Source organism: Rhodospirillales bacterium (genome assembly GCA_028824295.1).
In the GTDB taxonomy this organism is placed as follows: domain Bacteria; phylum Pseudomonadota; class Alphaproteobacteria; order TMED109; family TMED109; genus VXPW01.
On record JAPPED010000018.1, the window covers coordinates 22,149 to 36,244 of the forward strand.

14 protein-coding genes are annotated in these 14,096 nt (G+C 65.9%); 6 read left to right on the top strand and 8 right to left on the bottom strand.

Annotated elements, in window-relative coordinates; genetic code table 11:
* Positions 1 to 7 precede the first annotated feature (7 nt).
* From mfd to OXH60_08135, 7 genes are all read right to left on the bottom strand, one after another.
* The gene (gene mfd / locus OXH60_08105; GenBank protein MDE0712083.1) at positions 8 to 3,505 is read right to left on the bottom strand and encodes a transcription-repair coupling factor; all 3,498 of its coding nucleotides are present in this window, start codon (positions 3,503 to 3,505) and stop codon (positions 8 to 10) included.
* Positions 3,502 to 3,801 (bottom strand): succinate dehydrogenase assembly factor 2, encoded by a 300-nt coding sequence (locus OXH60_08110; protein ID MDE0712084.1) that lies wholly within the window; start codon positions 3,799 to 3,801, stop codon positions 3,502 to 3,504. Before OXH60_08110 ends, mfd begins: the two co-directional genes overlap by 4 nt.
* Positions 3,798 to 4,448 (bottom strand): DUF502 domain-containing protein, encoded by a 651-nt coding sequence (locus tag OXH60_08115; GenBank protein ID MDE0712085.1) that lies wholly within the window; start codon positions 4,446 to 4,448, stop codon positions 3,798 to 3,800. Before OXH60_08115 ends, OXH60_08110 begins: the two co-directional genes overlap by 4 nt.
* Positions 4,449 to 4,506: 58 nt before the next feature.
* A complete protein-coding gene (locus tag OXH60_08120; protein ID MDE0712086.1) occupies positions 4,507 to 5,397 on the bottom strand; it encodes an alpha/beta hydrolase in 891 nt (296 codons plus the stop codon).
* Positions 5,398 to 5,678: 281 nt separating this feature from the next.
* Positions 5,679 to 6,041 carry a hypothetical protein gene (locus OXH60_08125; protein MDE0712087.1) on the bottom strand — a complete coding sequence of 121 codons (363 nt, stop codon included), beginning with the start codon at positions 6,039 to 6,041 and terminating at the stop codon, positions 5,679 to 5,681.
* A gap of 212 nt (positions 6,042 to 6,253) precedes the next feature.
* The gene (locus tag OXH60_08130) at positions 6,254 to 7,009 is read right to left on the bottom strand and encodes a hypothetical protein (protein ID MDE0712088.1); all 756 of its coding nucleotides are present in this window, start codon (positions 7,007 to 7,009) and stop codon (positions 6,254 to 6,256) included.
* A 21-nt stretch (positions 7,010 to 7,030) separates the two neighbouring features.
* On the bottom strand, positions 7,031 to 7,732 hold the full coding sequence (locus OXH60_08135) for a VWA domain-containing protein (GenBank protein MDE0712089.1): 702 nt from the start codon (positions 7,730 to 7,732) through the stop codon (positions 7,031 to 7,033).
* Positions 7,733 to 7,779: 47 nt separating this feature from the next.
* Here OXH60_08135 and OXH60_08140 point away from each other — a divergent pair, with 47 nt between their 5' ends.
* The 4 genes from OXH60_08140 (at position 7,780) to OXH60_08155 (ending at position 11,965) form a co-directional block, all read left to right on the top strand.
* Positions 7,780 to 8,913: an NADH:flavin oxidoreductase/NADH oxidase gene (locus OXH60_08140; GenBank protein ID MDE0712090.1), complete on the top strand. Its 1,134-nt coding sequence runs from the start codon at positions 7,780 to 7,782 to the stop codon at positions 8,911 to 8,913.
* Between the two features lies 1 nt (position 8,914).
* Positions 8,915 to 10,042 (top strand): NAD(P)/FAD-dependent oxidoreductase, encoded by a 1,128-nt coding sequence (locus OXH60_08145; protein MDE0712091.1) that lies wholly within the window; start codon positions 8,915 to 8,917, stop codon positions 10,040 to 10,042.
* Positions 10,043 to 10,326: 284 nt separating this feature from the next.
* Complete coding sequence (locus OXH60_08150; GenBank protein ID MDE0712092.1) at positions 10,327 to 10,665, top strand: helix-turn-helix transcriptional regulator; 339 nt, start codon at positions 10,327 to 10,329, stop codon at positions 10,663 to 10,665.
* On the top strand, positions 10,658 to 11,965 hold the full coding sequence (locus OXH60_08155) for a type II toxin-antitoxin system HipA family toxin (GenBank protein ID MDE0712093.1): 1,308 nt from the start codon (positions 10,658 to 10,660) through the stop codon (positions 11,963 to 11,965). The genes OXH60_08150 and OXH60_08155 overlap by 8 nt, the downstream gene beginning before the upstream one ends.
* Before the next feature lie 123 nt (positions 11,966 to 12,088).
* On the opposite strand, the gene OXH60_08160 is transcribed toward OXH60_08155, so the two are convergent.
* On the bottom strand, positions 12,089 to 12,823 hold the full coding sequence (locus OXH60_08160) for an SDR family oxidoreductase (protein ID MDE0712094.1): 735 nt from the start codon (positions 12,821 to 12,823) through the stop codon (positions 12,089 to 12,091).
* A gap of 383 nt (positions 12,824 to 13,206) precedes the next feature.
* Here OXH60_08160 and OXH60_08165 point away from each other — a divergent pair, with 383 nt between their 5' ends.
* Both OXH60_08165 and OXH60_08170 read left to right on the top strand, forming a co-directional pair.
* Positions 13,207 to 13,449, top strand: coding sequence for a hypothetical protein (locus tag OXH60_08165; protein MDE0712095.1), 243 nt, complete (start codon positions 13,207 to 13,209; stop codon positions 13,447 to 13,449).
* A gap of 115 nt (positions 13,450 to 13,564) precedes the next feature.
* Positions 13,565 to 13,885 carry a PIN domain-containing protein gene (locus OXH60_08170; GenBank protein ID MDE0712096.1) on the top strand — a complete coding sequence of 107 codons (321 nt, stop codon included), beginning with the start codon at positions 13,565 to 13,567 and terminating at the stop codon, positions 13,883 to 13,885.
* Positions 13,886 to 14,096: the final 211 nt, after the last annotated feature.

The following is a 14,096-nucleotide window of genomic DNA, read 5'->3' on the forward strand; positions in this document are numbered from 1 at the left end:
GCGATCGCTAGTCGACGCGTTCTCCGCCCGCCTCGCCCTCGTCGGCGAGGCGGGCGATTTCGTCTGCGATCCGGAACGTCCCGCGGAGGATTTTCCCGGCCCCGATCCACTCGGCCCTGACCCTGATCGATGTCGGGTCCAGAACTGCGGCTCCGGGTGTGCGGCCGATCCAGTCGAGAAGCGCCTCGGGAGCGGCGGCCTGCCCATGGCGGAACGTCGCAGTGAGCCCCCCACCTCCCGCTGTCAGCCGCTCAATTCCTGACCTTCGGCAACGCAGCCGGATGGCCATAACGCGGAGCAGGTTGCGGGTTTCCTCGGGAAGGGCCCCGAAGCGATCCTCGAGTTCGTCGCCAAATGCGGTCAACTCTTCGTCCTCCCGAAGCGCGGCCAACCGGCGGTACAGCGTCAGGCGTACTCCGAGATCGGCGACATAGCCATCGGGTATGAGGCTAGGCACGCGAATCCGTACCTGGGGGGCCCAGCTGTCGGTGTCCGCGAGCTCGGGGGCTCCCGACCGGAGCGCCTCCACGGCCTCCCGAAGAAGTTGCTGGTAGAGCTCCGCCCCGACCTCGCGAATGTGCCCCGACTGGTCCGCCCCCAACAGATTTCCGGCGCCACGGATGTCGAGGTCGTGGCTGGCGAGCGTAAACCCCGCCCCCAGGCCGTCGAGGTTCTGTAGGACCTGCAGGCGCTTCGTGGCGTTTTCCGTCATGGCGCGCGCGGAAGCGAGCGTGAAGTAGGCATATCCCCGGGTGTGGCGCCGGCCGATGCGGCCGCGCAGTTGGTAGAGCTGGGATAACCCGAAGCGATCAGCGTGCATCACGATCAGCGTGTTCGCACCGGCGATGTCGAGCCCGGATTCGATGATCGACGTCGACACCAGGATGTCGATCCGCTGGTCGTAGAACCGCGTCATCACATCCTCGAGAGCGGCAGTCCCCATGCGTCCGTGGGCGGTCGCGATGACCGCGTCAGGGGCAAGCTGCTGGAGTTCTCGCTCAGCCGCATCCAGCATGCGGATTCGCGGCACCACGCAGAACACCTGCCCGCCACGGCCGCGCTCGCGGCGGATCGCCTCGGCAATGACCACCGGGTCGAAGGGTGTGACGTACGTCCGTATCGCCAGCCGGTCGACGGGGGGCGTGGAAATCAAGCTGAGGTCGCGCACGCCCGTCAGCGCCATGTGGAGCGTGCGTGGAATCGGGGTCGCGGTGAGCGTGAGTACATGGACCTGGGCGCGGAGGGTCTTGAGACGTTCCTTCTGCGCCACCCCGAAGTGCTGCTCTTCGTCGACCACCAGGAGCCCCAGGTCGGCAAAGCGAATCCGGTCAGCAAGCAGCGCGTGAGTTCCCACCACGATGCCAAGCGATCCGTCCGCGAGGCGCCGGCGGAGGTCGTTCCGCTGCGAAACCGGGGTCAGCCGGGACAGCTGACCGACCGAGATGCCGGTGCCATCAAAGCGTGAACTGAAGGTTTCGTAATGCTGTCGCGCGAGCAAGGTGGTCGGCACGACCACCGCGACCTGCTGGCCGGCGCCGGCGACCGCGCGGGCCGCGCGGAGCGCCACCTCGGTTTTGCCGAAGCCCACATCGCCGCACACCAGCCGGTCCATCGGTCGCTCGCTCGCCAAGTCGCCTTCGATCTCGCGGATCGTTTCGAGCTGATCGTCGGTCTCGTCATGCGGAAATGCGGCGCAAAAGGCGGCGTAACTGTCGTCATCCGCTCGAATGGCCGAGACCCGGCGTTCGCTGCGCTCCGCCGCCAGCCGGATGAGATCGTGCGCCATCTCCGCCACCCGCTTGCGGACGCGGTCACGCCGAAGGGCCCACCCGGAGCCGCCGAGCTTGTCGAGCGTCGGTACCCGATCGCTCTCCGCATTTCCGTACCGTGAGACGAGATCGATGACCTCCACCGGAACGAACAGTCGGTCTCCGCTCCGGTAGACGATGCGCAGGCAATCGTGCGGCGCCCCGTCGGCATCCACGGTCTCGAGACCTTCGTAGCGGCCGATTCCATGGTCGACATGGACGACGAAATCGCCGGATGTGAGCGCCGTGGCCAGGCGAAGCGCCTCGTCAGCCCGCCGTCTTGGTGCCGCAGGACGGTGCGCCCGCGAGCCGAACACGTCGTCTTCCGTAATGACCACCGTTTCGGCCGAACGGAACCCGGCACGGAACGGCCCCACCATCACCGGAACCTCGGCCGGTGCCGCGGCCATGACGTCGTCCCAAGTCCTGGCCGTGCTCGCGCCCGGGAGTCCGTGGCGTCGCAGTAGCGGAACCAGGCGGGCCCGCGAAGCCGTGCTCTGGCAGTTGATCGCAACGACCCGTCCGGTCGAACGCTGGTCCAGGGCGAAGGCCGCGACCGCCTCGAACACGGCATCCGGCCCGCGGTGCCCCTCGCCTGCAAAGTTCCTGCCTGCCCTGCCGCCCACGTCCACGGCGTCGGGCGGGCCACCGAAGGGGATCAGAACTCCGCTGCGGTATGTTCCGATGCGTGCTCTCAGTTCCTCGGGCGGGAGGTACAGCCGTTCCGGGTCCAGGGGCTTGTACGTGGGCATGCCGGCCGACGGCCGGGTTCCCGCCCGGCGCGCGGCGGCGTACTCGCCGATCAACTCCCAGCGCTCGTCCACTTGATCCGAGAAACCGTGCTCCACAAGTACCGCTGCCGACCGCACGTGGTCCAGCAGCGTTTCCATGGAATCGTGGAACAGCGGCAGCCAGTGTTCCATTCCCGGGTAGGGAACGCCGCCCGACACCGCCTCGAAGAGCGGATCATGGTCGCGCACCGCCCCGAAGGTCCGTCGGTATCCGTCGCAGAACCGGTCGCGGCCCGAGTTGTCGAACGGCACTTCCGAGAACGGCAAGATCTCCAGCGCCTCCAGGGTGCCGGAAGTCCGTTGCGACATGGGATCGAACGCCCGGATGCTGTCGACGTCGTCTCCGAAGAAATCCACTCTCGCCGGGTGTGCCGCGCCGGCGGGAAATACGTCAAGGAGCGATCCCCGAGCGGCAAACTCACCAGCCTCCATGACCGTGCCGGTCCGGCGGTACCCCCACCCCATCAGACGGTCGATCAGCACGTCGTGGCGCGCGACCGATCCGACCGCGAGCCCTAGCCGTGCGCCGGCAAACATCTCGCGGGGCGGCACCCGCTGGATTACGGCGTTGACCGTCGTGAGCACGATGTCCGGAGAAGTGTCAGCCAAGCGCACAAGCGCTGTCAGCCGCCGACCCGACACAGCGGGATTCGGCGATACCCGATCGTACGGCAGGCAGTCCCAGGCAGGAAATGTTGCCAGACCGATGTCGGGCCGGAGTGTCGTGAGCACGGCTTCGGTTGCAGCCAGGTGCCGGTCGTCGCGGAGGACCCAGAGTATCGGCGCTGCCGTGCGGCGGGCCATCGCGGCCTCTCCGACCTTCAGGGCCGCATAGCCCTCAGGCATGCCGTGCAGCTGGAGCGGCTCGCCGGCGGGCGGCAACCGGTCCAGGAAGGTTTCGGTCACGATCCGGGTCGGCGTCCCCGGACGTGCGCTTCGATGCGCGAGGACACCGGCGCGGCCCAGCCGGGCCACGGCTTCGTGCCCAGCAGGAAATCCATCAGGTCAGGGTCGGCATAGGTGTCGAGAAGGCGGGCCAGCAGCCGAAGTTCCGTGACAGCCATCGATTCGCATTCGGCATCGAAGAATTCCGACATGACTACGGCCAGTTCGCGCATGCCGAGGGTCCGGCATCGAAACCGAAGCTTGCGGACCAGGGCGCCGGCTTCAGGCTCGCGACCTTCCCCTTCCTGCGCGCTCACGACCCGGCAGTGGGCGGCACTTCGCCGGGATCACCGGTGGTGGCTCGCGGCGGAGTGACGATTCCTGCCGAAATCACCATCTTGATGCCTTCCTCGACCGACATGTCCAAGTGCACCAGGTCGTCTCGCGGCACGAAGAGCAGGAAACCCGAGGTGGGGTTGGGAGTCGTGGGCAAGAACACATTGACCAGCTCGCGGTCGATCCGTTCACGGACCTCACCCCTGGTACGGCCAGTGATGAAGCCCACTGCCCAAAGGCCGCGACGCGGATACTCGACCAGCACTACCTCGCGGAATGACGACGACGAGTCGGCGAAGACGGTCTCGAAGATCTGCTTGAGGGCGCCGTAGACGCTCCGGACCACCGGCACCCTGTCGATGAGACTCTCGCCGAGACGAAACACCATGCGGCCGATGAGCCCGGCCGCGAAGAACCCGACGATCAGCAGCATGAGCAGGAGCGCCAGCACCCCGAGCCCCGGGATGTCGAACGGAAGGTACCGGGTGGGGTCGTACTCGGCGGGCACGAGACCGCGCATCTGACCGTCGACGAATTCGACGAACAGCACTGCCAGGTAGATCGTGATCCCGATCGGCGCCGTCACCACGATGCCGGCGAGCAGGTAGGTGCGCAGACGCGCTGTCAATCCGGGCCGGCGGCGGGTCTCCGGCGGCTGCGAAGGGGCGTCCTGGTCTGGGTGCTCGTTAATCGGACGACTCGTTCAGGAATTCCGACAGCGCTCTCAGCGTCTCGTCGGGAGCTTCTTCAGGCAGGTAGTGGCCACAGTCGATGGGTTCCCCTGCGACATCGTCCGCCCATTCCCGCCAGACCGACAGTGCGTCGTAGAGTTCGTGCACGACTGCGCGGGCCCCCCACAGGACGAGCAGCGGGCAGCGGATTCGCCGTTCGCGGTCCGCGGCATGGTCGGCCAAGTCGATGGTCGCGCCGGCACGGTAGTCCTCGCAGGTCGCACGGATTGTCTCGGGGTCGGCAAAGCAGCGGAGATACTCGTTGCGCACCTCCGCCGGCAGCCACGCAGTGCCCTGTCCCCAACTCTTGAGCTTGGCGTCGAGATAGAACTCCGGCTCGTTGCCGATCAGGCGTTCCGGCAGGGGCGCCGGCTGGCTGAGGAAAAACCAGTGGTAATAGCGGCGGGCTATGCGCTGGTCGGCGGTCTCGAATACGTGGGAAGTCGGCACAATGTCGAGCACTGCGGCCCGCCGGACCCGGTCCGGCCAGTCGAGGCACATCCGGTGTGTCACCCGGGCCCCTCGGTCATGCCCGACAACCTGAAAGCGCTCATATCCGAGCTGCTCCATCACCGCAACCTGATCGGCAGCCATCAGGCGCTTCGAGTAGGCGCGATGGTCGGCATCCGACGCCGGCTTGCCGCTGTCGCCGTAGCCGCGCAAGTCCGTTGCCACGACGGTGAAACGCTCGGCCAGTCGGGGCGCAACCTTGTGCCACATCGCGTGCGTTTCCGGGTACCCGTGCAACAGCAGCAATGGGGGACCACTGCCGCCAATGCGGGCCATGACCGGACATGCGTCCGTGTCGACCACGCGCTGATCAAAACCGGGAAACAACTGCGGCATGCGGCCCTCCATCGGACGCACACTACCGTGTGCGTCGCGATCGGTCATGGTTCGAAGCGCGCAAGCGGTCACGACGTCCCCGCCTCGAGACAGAGTGAAGTTCACTTATCGGATGCCGCTGGCTGCGCCATCGATACGATGAACGGGTTGACCCGAGAAGACAGTGGAGCCGCGCCTCGGTGGTGCACAGCCCTCGGAACACGGCCGCCCACAACATTCTCGGGCGCCGGCAATGTAGGCGGATTGAGGGAACGGAGCCTTCGACGCCACCGGATCAAGGGTTACTCGAGGTACTCGTAAACCCACACTTCGACAAACCCGTTGACGTGGTCGCCGTTCTTCACGTGTCGGCGGGTTCCTACCGGCGAGGTCGCCACGATCGCCTCTCCATTCCCGCCAGTCGGGACAATGGCGCGATCGACAACGGTTTCTGCGGTCGTACTGACTTCGGATGCCGGGGCTTCGCGGAATACCCATGGCTCGGTCGTCATGTCACCACCACGCTCGATCGCATCCACCCTGTTCCCGCAAAAGGTGTCCAAGTCGGCAAAGTCACCTTCCGGAGTTGGGTCGTAGTAGTAGGTCGCCGTCAGGCTGCCGCTGTGCCGAAGATCTCCGTCGCCCTTGTTCGATCGGCCTGACACGGGCTCCGGATCGATGGAACTCGATGCGCACACGGTCAGATGCGCGGTGGCCGCGACGCGTTTCTAGGGATGGGAAAACATGGGCAGCGGGAACCCAGGCCGATCGACCACATATCCTGCCCAGGGCATGTCCTTACAGAAACCCTTGCCCGGATTGTGTCTCGGCCATCACGAACCCCCGCGACCTCGCCGACTTCCGGGAGGCGCTGACCTCAGTCGCGCTCGGCGCCTTCTTCCAGGAGCACGTCGCGCGCCTCATTGACCATCGCCGCGAGGTGATCGGTTCCTCCCGCATCCGGGTGCAGGCGCGCCTGAAGGCGGCGGTGAGCTGCCTGCACGGCGTCCGCATCGGCGTCATCGTCCAGCCCCAGCACCCGCAAGGCCTCCGCCCGCGTCATGGGCCCGGCCGCGGCCGCGGTCCCGCCCGTTGCCTGGCCCAAGTGATCCCGCCAGTCACCGCCATACCGGTCGAGCCAGCTCTCCAGCAGCCGCAGCGAACGCTCACACCGGGCCGAGCATTCCGCGTACAGGGCGCGCATTTCGTCCGTCGACAGCGACCGGAGTGCCCGGCCCGCCAAGGGCCCCGAGAGTACCTCCCCCTCCAAATCGCCGCTGGCATGGTCCAGCGTCATCCTGAGAACAAGACCCTGGACCTGCGAGGTTCCGGCCCGCGGGCCGCCGCCTGCGGCCGCCGTCGCGGCGCGGCCGAGCAGACCGGACAGCAGCCGACCCAGTACGAACCCGCCCCCATGGCGCATCAGCCAGACGATCACCATGCCGACGAATGCGGGGATGGCCGCTAAGGCCCCGGTGCCTCGCAACGCAAGAAATCCGACCAATGCCAGCAGGGCCAGCATCAGGGCGATCCAGAACATCCGCGGTCCGGAACCCGGCGCGGTTCGCAGCAGCACTTCGCGCCCGATTCCGACGAGGGCTATGACAGTGAGCCCGATCAGCAGGTAGGTCACGATGCTTCGGAGTGACGGAACTCAGCGGGGCGCGCTAAGCCGGAGGACACTCTCGCCCGTCCGCCGCTCGTGCGCTTGCAGGGCCTTGAGACCGCCGGCGGCGTAAACAGCAGTGGCCTGCAGCAAAGCCCGAAGGGTCGCCGCGCTGCCCGGTCCGAACCGGGCGTAGGCCCCACCCGATACCTTGGCGACTGCCTGATACACGTCCGCGGCAACCGGATCGTGTCCCTCCTGGAACATGAAGAGGCGCAGGCCCTGCATGCCGAGCACGCCAGCCTGGGCAACCAGTGGATCTGCTGGTTCCTCGCACGCATCACCGGCGTAGACCATGGCCGCTACCGGAACCCGCTCGTGCTCGACGGCAGCGTGCGAGAACGCACGGCTGATTTGCGTTAGGCCCGCCCGGCATCGGACGGCCGTCATCGCGCGGACGAGGTCGGCAGGCTCCGCCGTCCATGGATACACCTGAAATTCCCCGACCCCGCGAAACCACATGAGCTGCACGGAAAGACCGCCAACCCGACCCGCCTCGCGAAACAGGTCGGCCTGCACCGCAGCTGCCTGATCCCACGTTCCCTCCCGGCTCATCGTGGCGTCGAGTGCGAACAGGAGGCGGCCGCGCCCGCGCGTCGCCGGCGGCGCGGTCCGAACTGCTTTAAGAAAAGCGTCAATATCCCCGTCGTTCGACACGACGGTCGGAGACCTCTGGCTCCCTTCGTTCATGTCTCTATTCTCCCGCTTCCCGTCAACATGTCGAGTGTGCCCCTGCCATGTCCCAGCCACTGCTGTTCACCCCGCTGACCATTCGCGACGTCACTATCAGAAACCGCATTGTGATCTCACCGATGTGCCAGTACTCCGCCAACGACGGCGTCGCCGGCGACTGGCACATGGTGCACCTCGGCCGATACGCGACGGGCGGGGCCGGTCTCGTGTTTAGCGAGGCGGCGGCGGTCGAACGGATCGGCAGGATCACCCACGGTGACCTCGGAATCTGGTCGGACACGCACCGTGACGCCCTCGCGCGCATCGTGGGCTTCCTCAAGACCGAAGGTGCAACGCCCGCAATCCAGCTGGCTCATGCCGGCCGCAAGGCAAGCATGCAACGCCCCTGGGAAGGGAACGGTCCGCTGGGTGCGGAGGAATTTGCGCGCGGTGAGACCGCCTGGCCGATCCAGGCTCCGTCCGCCGACCCGGTCATGGACGGCTGGCTGGAACCCACGGCCATGAGCACCGGCGACATTGCCCGGGTGGTCCAGGCATTTGCCGACAGCGCCCGCCGTGCCGATCAGGCCGGGTTTGAGGTCGTCGAGATCCACAGTGCGCACGGATACCTGTGTGCCAGCTACCTGTCGCCGGTCTCGAATCTCCGCAACGACCGCTATGGCGGCGACCGCGTGGGCCGGTCGCGGTTCCTCATGGAGACCGTCGAGGCAGTGCGGGCCGTGTGGCCGGACGGGAAACCGCTGTTCGTCCGCGTCTCCGCGGTCGACGGTTCACCGGACGGCTGGTCCCTCGATGACACCGTGGCGTTGGCCCGGGATCTCAAAGCAGCCGGAGTCGATGTCGTGGACTGCTCCTCAGGAGGGATTTCTGGACCGGTTACCGCTGCCCGCGGCCCGCTGCCGGGGCCGGGTTTCCAGGTGCCATACGCCGAAGCCGTGAAGCAACGCGGCGGAATCGCCAGCCAGGCCGTCGGCATGATCCTGGAGCCGGAACATGCCGAAGCCATCCTGCAGGAAGGCAGGGCCGATCTGATCGCAATCGGTCGCGAGGCACTGCTGGACCCGTACTGGGCACACCATGCCGCACGGGTCCTGCAGGCCGATCCGGAGTTCCAGGCCTGGCCGACGCAGTACGGCTGGTGGCTCCATCGCCGGGAACAGGCCATGTCTCGGGCATGACGTGACGGAACGGATCGACGCGGCCGTCATTGGCGCTGGCGTAGTTGGGCTCGCGACCGCGCGGGCGTTGGCACTCGCCGGACGCGAGGTCGTGGTCATCGAGGCGTCAGAGACCATCGGCACCGAGGTGAGTTCGCGCAACAGCGAAGTCATCCACGCGGGCATCTATTACCCGTCGAACAGCCGGAAGGCCGTGCACTGCGTGCGCGGCCGCGAACGGCTCTACGCCTATTGCCGCCGGCACGGCGTCGGGCACCGCCGGATCGGCAAGCTGATCGTCGCCACCTCGGGGGGGCAGCGGGATACGCTCGGCGCGATTGCCCGTCAGGCCGCGGCCAACGGCGTGGACGATCTCCGCGTGCTGGAGCGTGCCGAGATCCGGCGCCTCGAACCCGCACTGCACGCCATAGCGGCGCTCCATTCACCGTCGACCGGCATTGTGGACAGCCACGGCCTCATGCTGGCCTTCCAGGGCGACGCGGAAGACCACGGCACCCTCATCGCCTTCCGGTCACGGGTGACCGGCGGGGCCGTCCGTGCGGACGGGATCGAACTGTCCGTCGAGGATGCCTCCGGCACCGCGACCACGTTCCGGGCCGGCATTGTCGTCAACAGCGCCGGGCTCGATGCCCAGGGACTTGCACACACCATTGGAGGGGTGCCCAGCCACGCCATTCCGCCCCTGTATTACGCACGCGGGTGCTATTTCACGATGTCGGAACGGTCCCCGTTTTCACACCTGATCTATCCGGTTCCGGAAGACGGCGGCCTCGGCGTCCACGTCACGCTGGATCTTGCCGGCCAGTGCCGCTTCGGCCCGGACGTCGAGTGGATCGACACCCTCGACTACACGATCGACCCGGCCCGCGCCGAGCGCTTCTATCCCGTGATCCGGACCTACTGGCCCGATCTGCGGGACGGTGCCCTCATGCCCGGTTACGCCGGCGTTCGGCCCAAGGTGGCGGGACCGGGAGAGCCCGCCGGCGACTTCATGGTGGTGGGGCCGCGGCAGCATGGTGTCCCCGGCCTGGTGCATCTCTTCGGAATCGAATCCCCTGGACTGACCTCGGCGTTGAGCCTCGCCGACGAGGTCTGCGAGGAACTGGGGCTCTCGCCGAGGGAACCGTAGTCGGGACCCTCGCCTCCACCGGTCCGGCCCCTGCCACGACGTCGGCACGTGCTGGGAGCGTAACTGCGAGTGGTTCCTGACGGCGGAGGGGCACACGCGCCTGCGCCAGAGGCTGGACGAGGTCAAAGGGGTCCGCGAAAAGGCCATCAGTAGCCTGCTACGGAGAAATGTCGTGTAGCAGGCCTTGTATTGCCTCTTTTATTGACTCACAATTATCAGTAATATGTGACCTTTATTATCCTGTAACAGGATATAAAAGGCCATTTGATGCTGGTTAGGATCCAATGAAGACATCTCGACACATCGAGTCCGAGATCGGTTCCCGTCTGGCACGATTGCGGCTGTCCCGCAACGTGACGCAAGCCGCGTTGGCAGAGGACGCCGGAATCAGTCTCCGTACCCTGCGGCGACTCGAGGCCGGCGATCCTTCGACCCTCGACACATTTCTGCGTGTCGCCCTGGCTTTGGATCTGGGTGACGCCATTGTCGGCGCGATACCCACGGGTCAGATCCGACCCATCGAGCGCGTCTCGCGGACTGGTTCTGAGCGTCGGCGCGCCCGTCCGCGATCGCCGGAACGCAGGGATCCGACTTGGGCATGGGGTGACGACCCGGGTGACTGACGCAAACGTCATGCTCTGGGGCCGACGCATCGGAGCGGTGTCCTGGGATGAAACGCGCGCCTTGGGGGTCTTCCAGTACGACCCGGATTTCGTCGGAGTCGGCATAGAGGTGGCGCCTCTGACGATGCCCGCCAGAGAAACGCCCTACGAATTCCCGGCTCTCAATAGGGATACCTTCAGGGGGTTGCCCGGGATGCTTGCAGATGCCCTACCGGACAGGTTCGGCAACCGGCTCATTGACGCCTGGCTGGCGGAAACCGGCAAGAACCCGGAAACCTTCAATTCGGTCGACCGACTCTGCTACATCGGCCGCCGCGGCATCGGCGCTCTCGAGTTCGAGCCCGACCTTCGACGGCGGACTGGGGTGAAGAAACTGGAGATCGACCGACTGGTCGAGCTGGCGAATCGGGTACTCGACGAACGCGCAAACCTTGCCGGGCGCCTGGACGGCAAGAACGATGCCGATGCCCTTGAGGACATTCTGAGCGTCAGCACGTCGGCAGGCGGCGCACGACCCAAAGCCGTTCTCGCCTGGAACCCGAAGACCGGCGAATTCCGATCCGGTCAACTTGAGGTCGACGAGGGCTTCGAGCACTGGCTCTTGAAGTTCGACGGCGTGCGGAACAGCAGGGACAGGGAATTGGCCGATCCCGAAGGGTTCGGCAAGGTCGAATACGCCTACGCCAGCATGGCGCGCGCTGCCGGCGTCACGATATCGGAATGCCGGCTCCACCACGAGGACGGCCGCAGCCACTTCATGACGAAGAGGTTCGATCGAGATCCTGGCGGCCGCAAGCTCCACATGCAGTCACTCGGAGCGATGCAGCACTTCGACTTCAACGACCCATCGGCCTATTCCTACGAGCAGGCCGTCATGACGATCCAAGACCTGCGTCTCGGGATGCGTGCAATCGAAGAGCAATACCGCCGAGCGGTCTTCAACGTCATCGCGCGCAATCAGGATGACCACGTGAAGAACATCTCTTTCCTGATGGACCAGTCAGGACAATGGTCGCTGGCCCCGGCCTACGACGTCGCCTACGCCTACAGTCCGCATGACACATGGACCCGCGAGCATCAGATGAGCCTGGCGGGCCGCCGGAACGACTTTGGGCGCGACGATCTAATTCACTTTGCCGAGATGGTTGGCGTGAAGAAGCGCAAAGCACTGAAAATACTGGACCAAGTGAGCACCGCAGTTCGGGATTGGGGCCAACTCGCAGAAGCAGCCGGGGTCACGCCCCGTGATGTAGCACGGATCGAGAAGACCTTCAGATCGAATCTGATGTCGGGCCGATAGAGTTACCCCCATCGCATTCCGAGTGCTCCGAGTAAGTTGGCTTCCCCGCCCCGTTATTGGGCGATTCTGGACTTGCGCCGGCTGGCAAGTTCCGGTCGGACCGCACGGGAGACGTCGGCTGGATCAGCGTCCCCCTGACACGTCGAGCGACGCCCCGGTGGAATAGGAAGCCTCATCGGATAGGAGATAGAGAACGGCCGCCGCCACTTCCTCCGGGCTGCCAGCGCGTCTCAACGGCAGCGAAGGCGCGATCTCTTCCAGCCGTCCCTCCGGATGAATGTCGGTGTCGATGATGCCGGGCCGGACGCCGTTCACCCGGATCCCGAGTTCCGCGCATTCCATGGCCAGCCCGGTGGTCAGGGTGTCCACCGCGCCCTTCGACGCGCCGTAGTGGACCCAGAGGAACGGGTTCGCGAGGCGCGCCGCGACCGACGAGATGTTGACGATGGCGCCCCCTGCCCCGCCCCGGCGGGTGGACATCCGGCGAATCGCCTCCCGGGCGCACAGGAAGTAGCCCGAGATGTTCACCGCGAAACAGCGTTCGAGGATGTCTCCGGTGACTTCCTCGATCAGGCACTGCCCGCCGACCACGCCGGCATTGTTGACCAGCCCGGTGACGGTCCCCAGCTCACGGTCGCACGTCTCGAACAACCGCTCGATTTCGGCTTCGGATCCCGTGTCGGCCTGTACGGCGATCGCCTGCTGGCCTGCCTTTTCGATATCGGCAACGACCGCCCGCGCCAAGGCTTCGTTGCTGTAGTAGTTCACGCATACGTCGTAGCCGGCTACGCCGGCGGCCCGGGCCACCGCGGCGCCAATCCCGCGGCTCGCCCCTGTCACCATCAGAATGTTCGGCATGGCTGTCGATCCTCCCACCGTATGGCGGCCCGGACCATACAGGCATCGTTGGCCCATGTGTTGACAGCCAAGGAGTCATGACCGGGAGATGTCAGGCTAGGTCATTCCTGCAAGGGCCGGTTCTCGTGGAGTGGCCCATCCGGTTGTCGAGCGAACTTAGTGCACGACACACTCGCCCGCAGTGGCGTCAGACTCCTGAGGGCCGGCCACTGACGTCGCGAGGCCCCCGGCTAGGATGGACACGCGCACCTTCGAATCGGTGGCTGGCACACCTTCACGCGCAATGAAGCACAGGGATCGCTCCCGCCCCTCGGGAGCAACGCTTTGCTGACATGATCTTTGTGCAACACGATGTTTGTGTCCTTTGCAACGGGCTTCCTCCCATGAAAAACGTGACGATCACGCTGCTGGAAGACGTGGCCCGCTGGCTGCGCGTCAAGGCGGCCGAGGACGACCGCAGCGTCTCACGCTGGATCGCCGAGTTGCTGGAACGGATGCCACGCCGGGAAGACGAATACGAGTTAGCCATGCGACGGGCCTTGTCCATCGAGCCCCGCCGGATCAAATGGCCTGACGGCCGCAAACCGACGCGGGAGGAACTGTATGACCGGCCCGGTCTTCGTTGACACGAATGTTCTCGTCTACCGGCACGACACGTCGGACATCGCCAAGCAAACGCTGGCCGATGCTTGGCACAGGCTTCTCTGACGCCGACGCCTGGGTCGCCTGAGCATTCAGGTCTTGCAGGAATTCTGCGCAACCTTGAAGCAAGGCAGTGGGCCCTCGCTGGATCCCGCGGCTGCCCGCGACATCGTCGCGAACTACCTGCAGTGGGAGCCGGTCCGAATCGACGCAGGTGTGCTGCGAAGGGCCTGGGAGGTCGAGGAACGGTTTCGCCTGTCCTGGTGGGATGCGCTCATCGTGGCCTCCGCGCAAGCTTCCGAATGTCCGATTCTGCTGACCGAAGACCTCCAACACGGGCAGGACCTCAACGGCGTGCGTGCGGTTGACCCCTTCGCGGCGCCTCAGCTGAGCTCCCAGGAAGTACTCGAGCAACCATGACCCGTCGGAAATCGCCCTTGCTGGGCGAATGCGAGCGCCCGGGAAAGCAGCCGCCCATCGACAGGAGTAACCTGGGCCGCCCAATCCGGAACGAGCGGCCGGGCCCAGTGTTTCGCACGGCACGGACATCGAAACCGACACAGTCGACAAGCTGGAATCTCGCGCCTGCGACGGCATCCTCCGTCGAAGCGCGGAAATAGCTCCGGCCGGA

Coding starts and splice junctions, on each gene's coding strand:
- OXH60_08120 (MDE0712086.1), bottom strand. CDS start 5,397: ATGCCGCAGTTGTTTCCCGGTTTTGATCAGCGCGTGGTCGACACGGAC.
- OXH60_08135 (MDE0712089.1), bottom strand. CDS start 7,732: ATGAACGAAGGGAGCCAGAGGTCTCCGACCGTCGTGTCGAACGACGGG.
- OXH60_08140 (MDE0712090.1), top strand. CDS start 7,780: ATGTCCCAGCCACTGCTGTTCACCCCGCTGACCATTCGCGACGTCACT.
- OXH60_08150 (MDE0712092.1), top strand. CDS start 10,327: ATGAAGACATCTCGACACATCGAGTCCGAGATCGGTTCCCGTCTGGCA.
- OXH60_08160 (MDE0712094.1), bottom strand. CDS start 12,823: ATGCCGAACATTCTGATGGTGACAGGGGCGAGCCGCGGGATTGGCGCC.
- OXH60_08165 (MDE0712095.1), top strand. CDS start 13,207: ATGAAAAACGTGACGATCACGCTGCTGGAAGACGTGGCCCGCTGGCTG.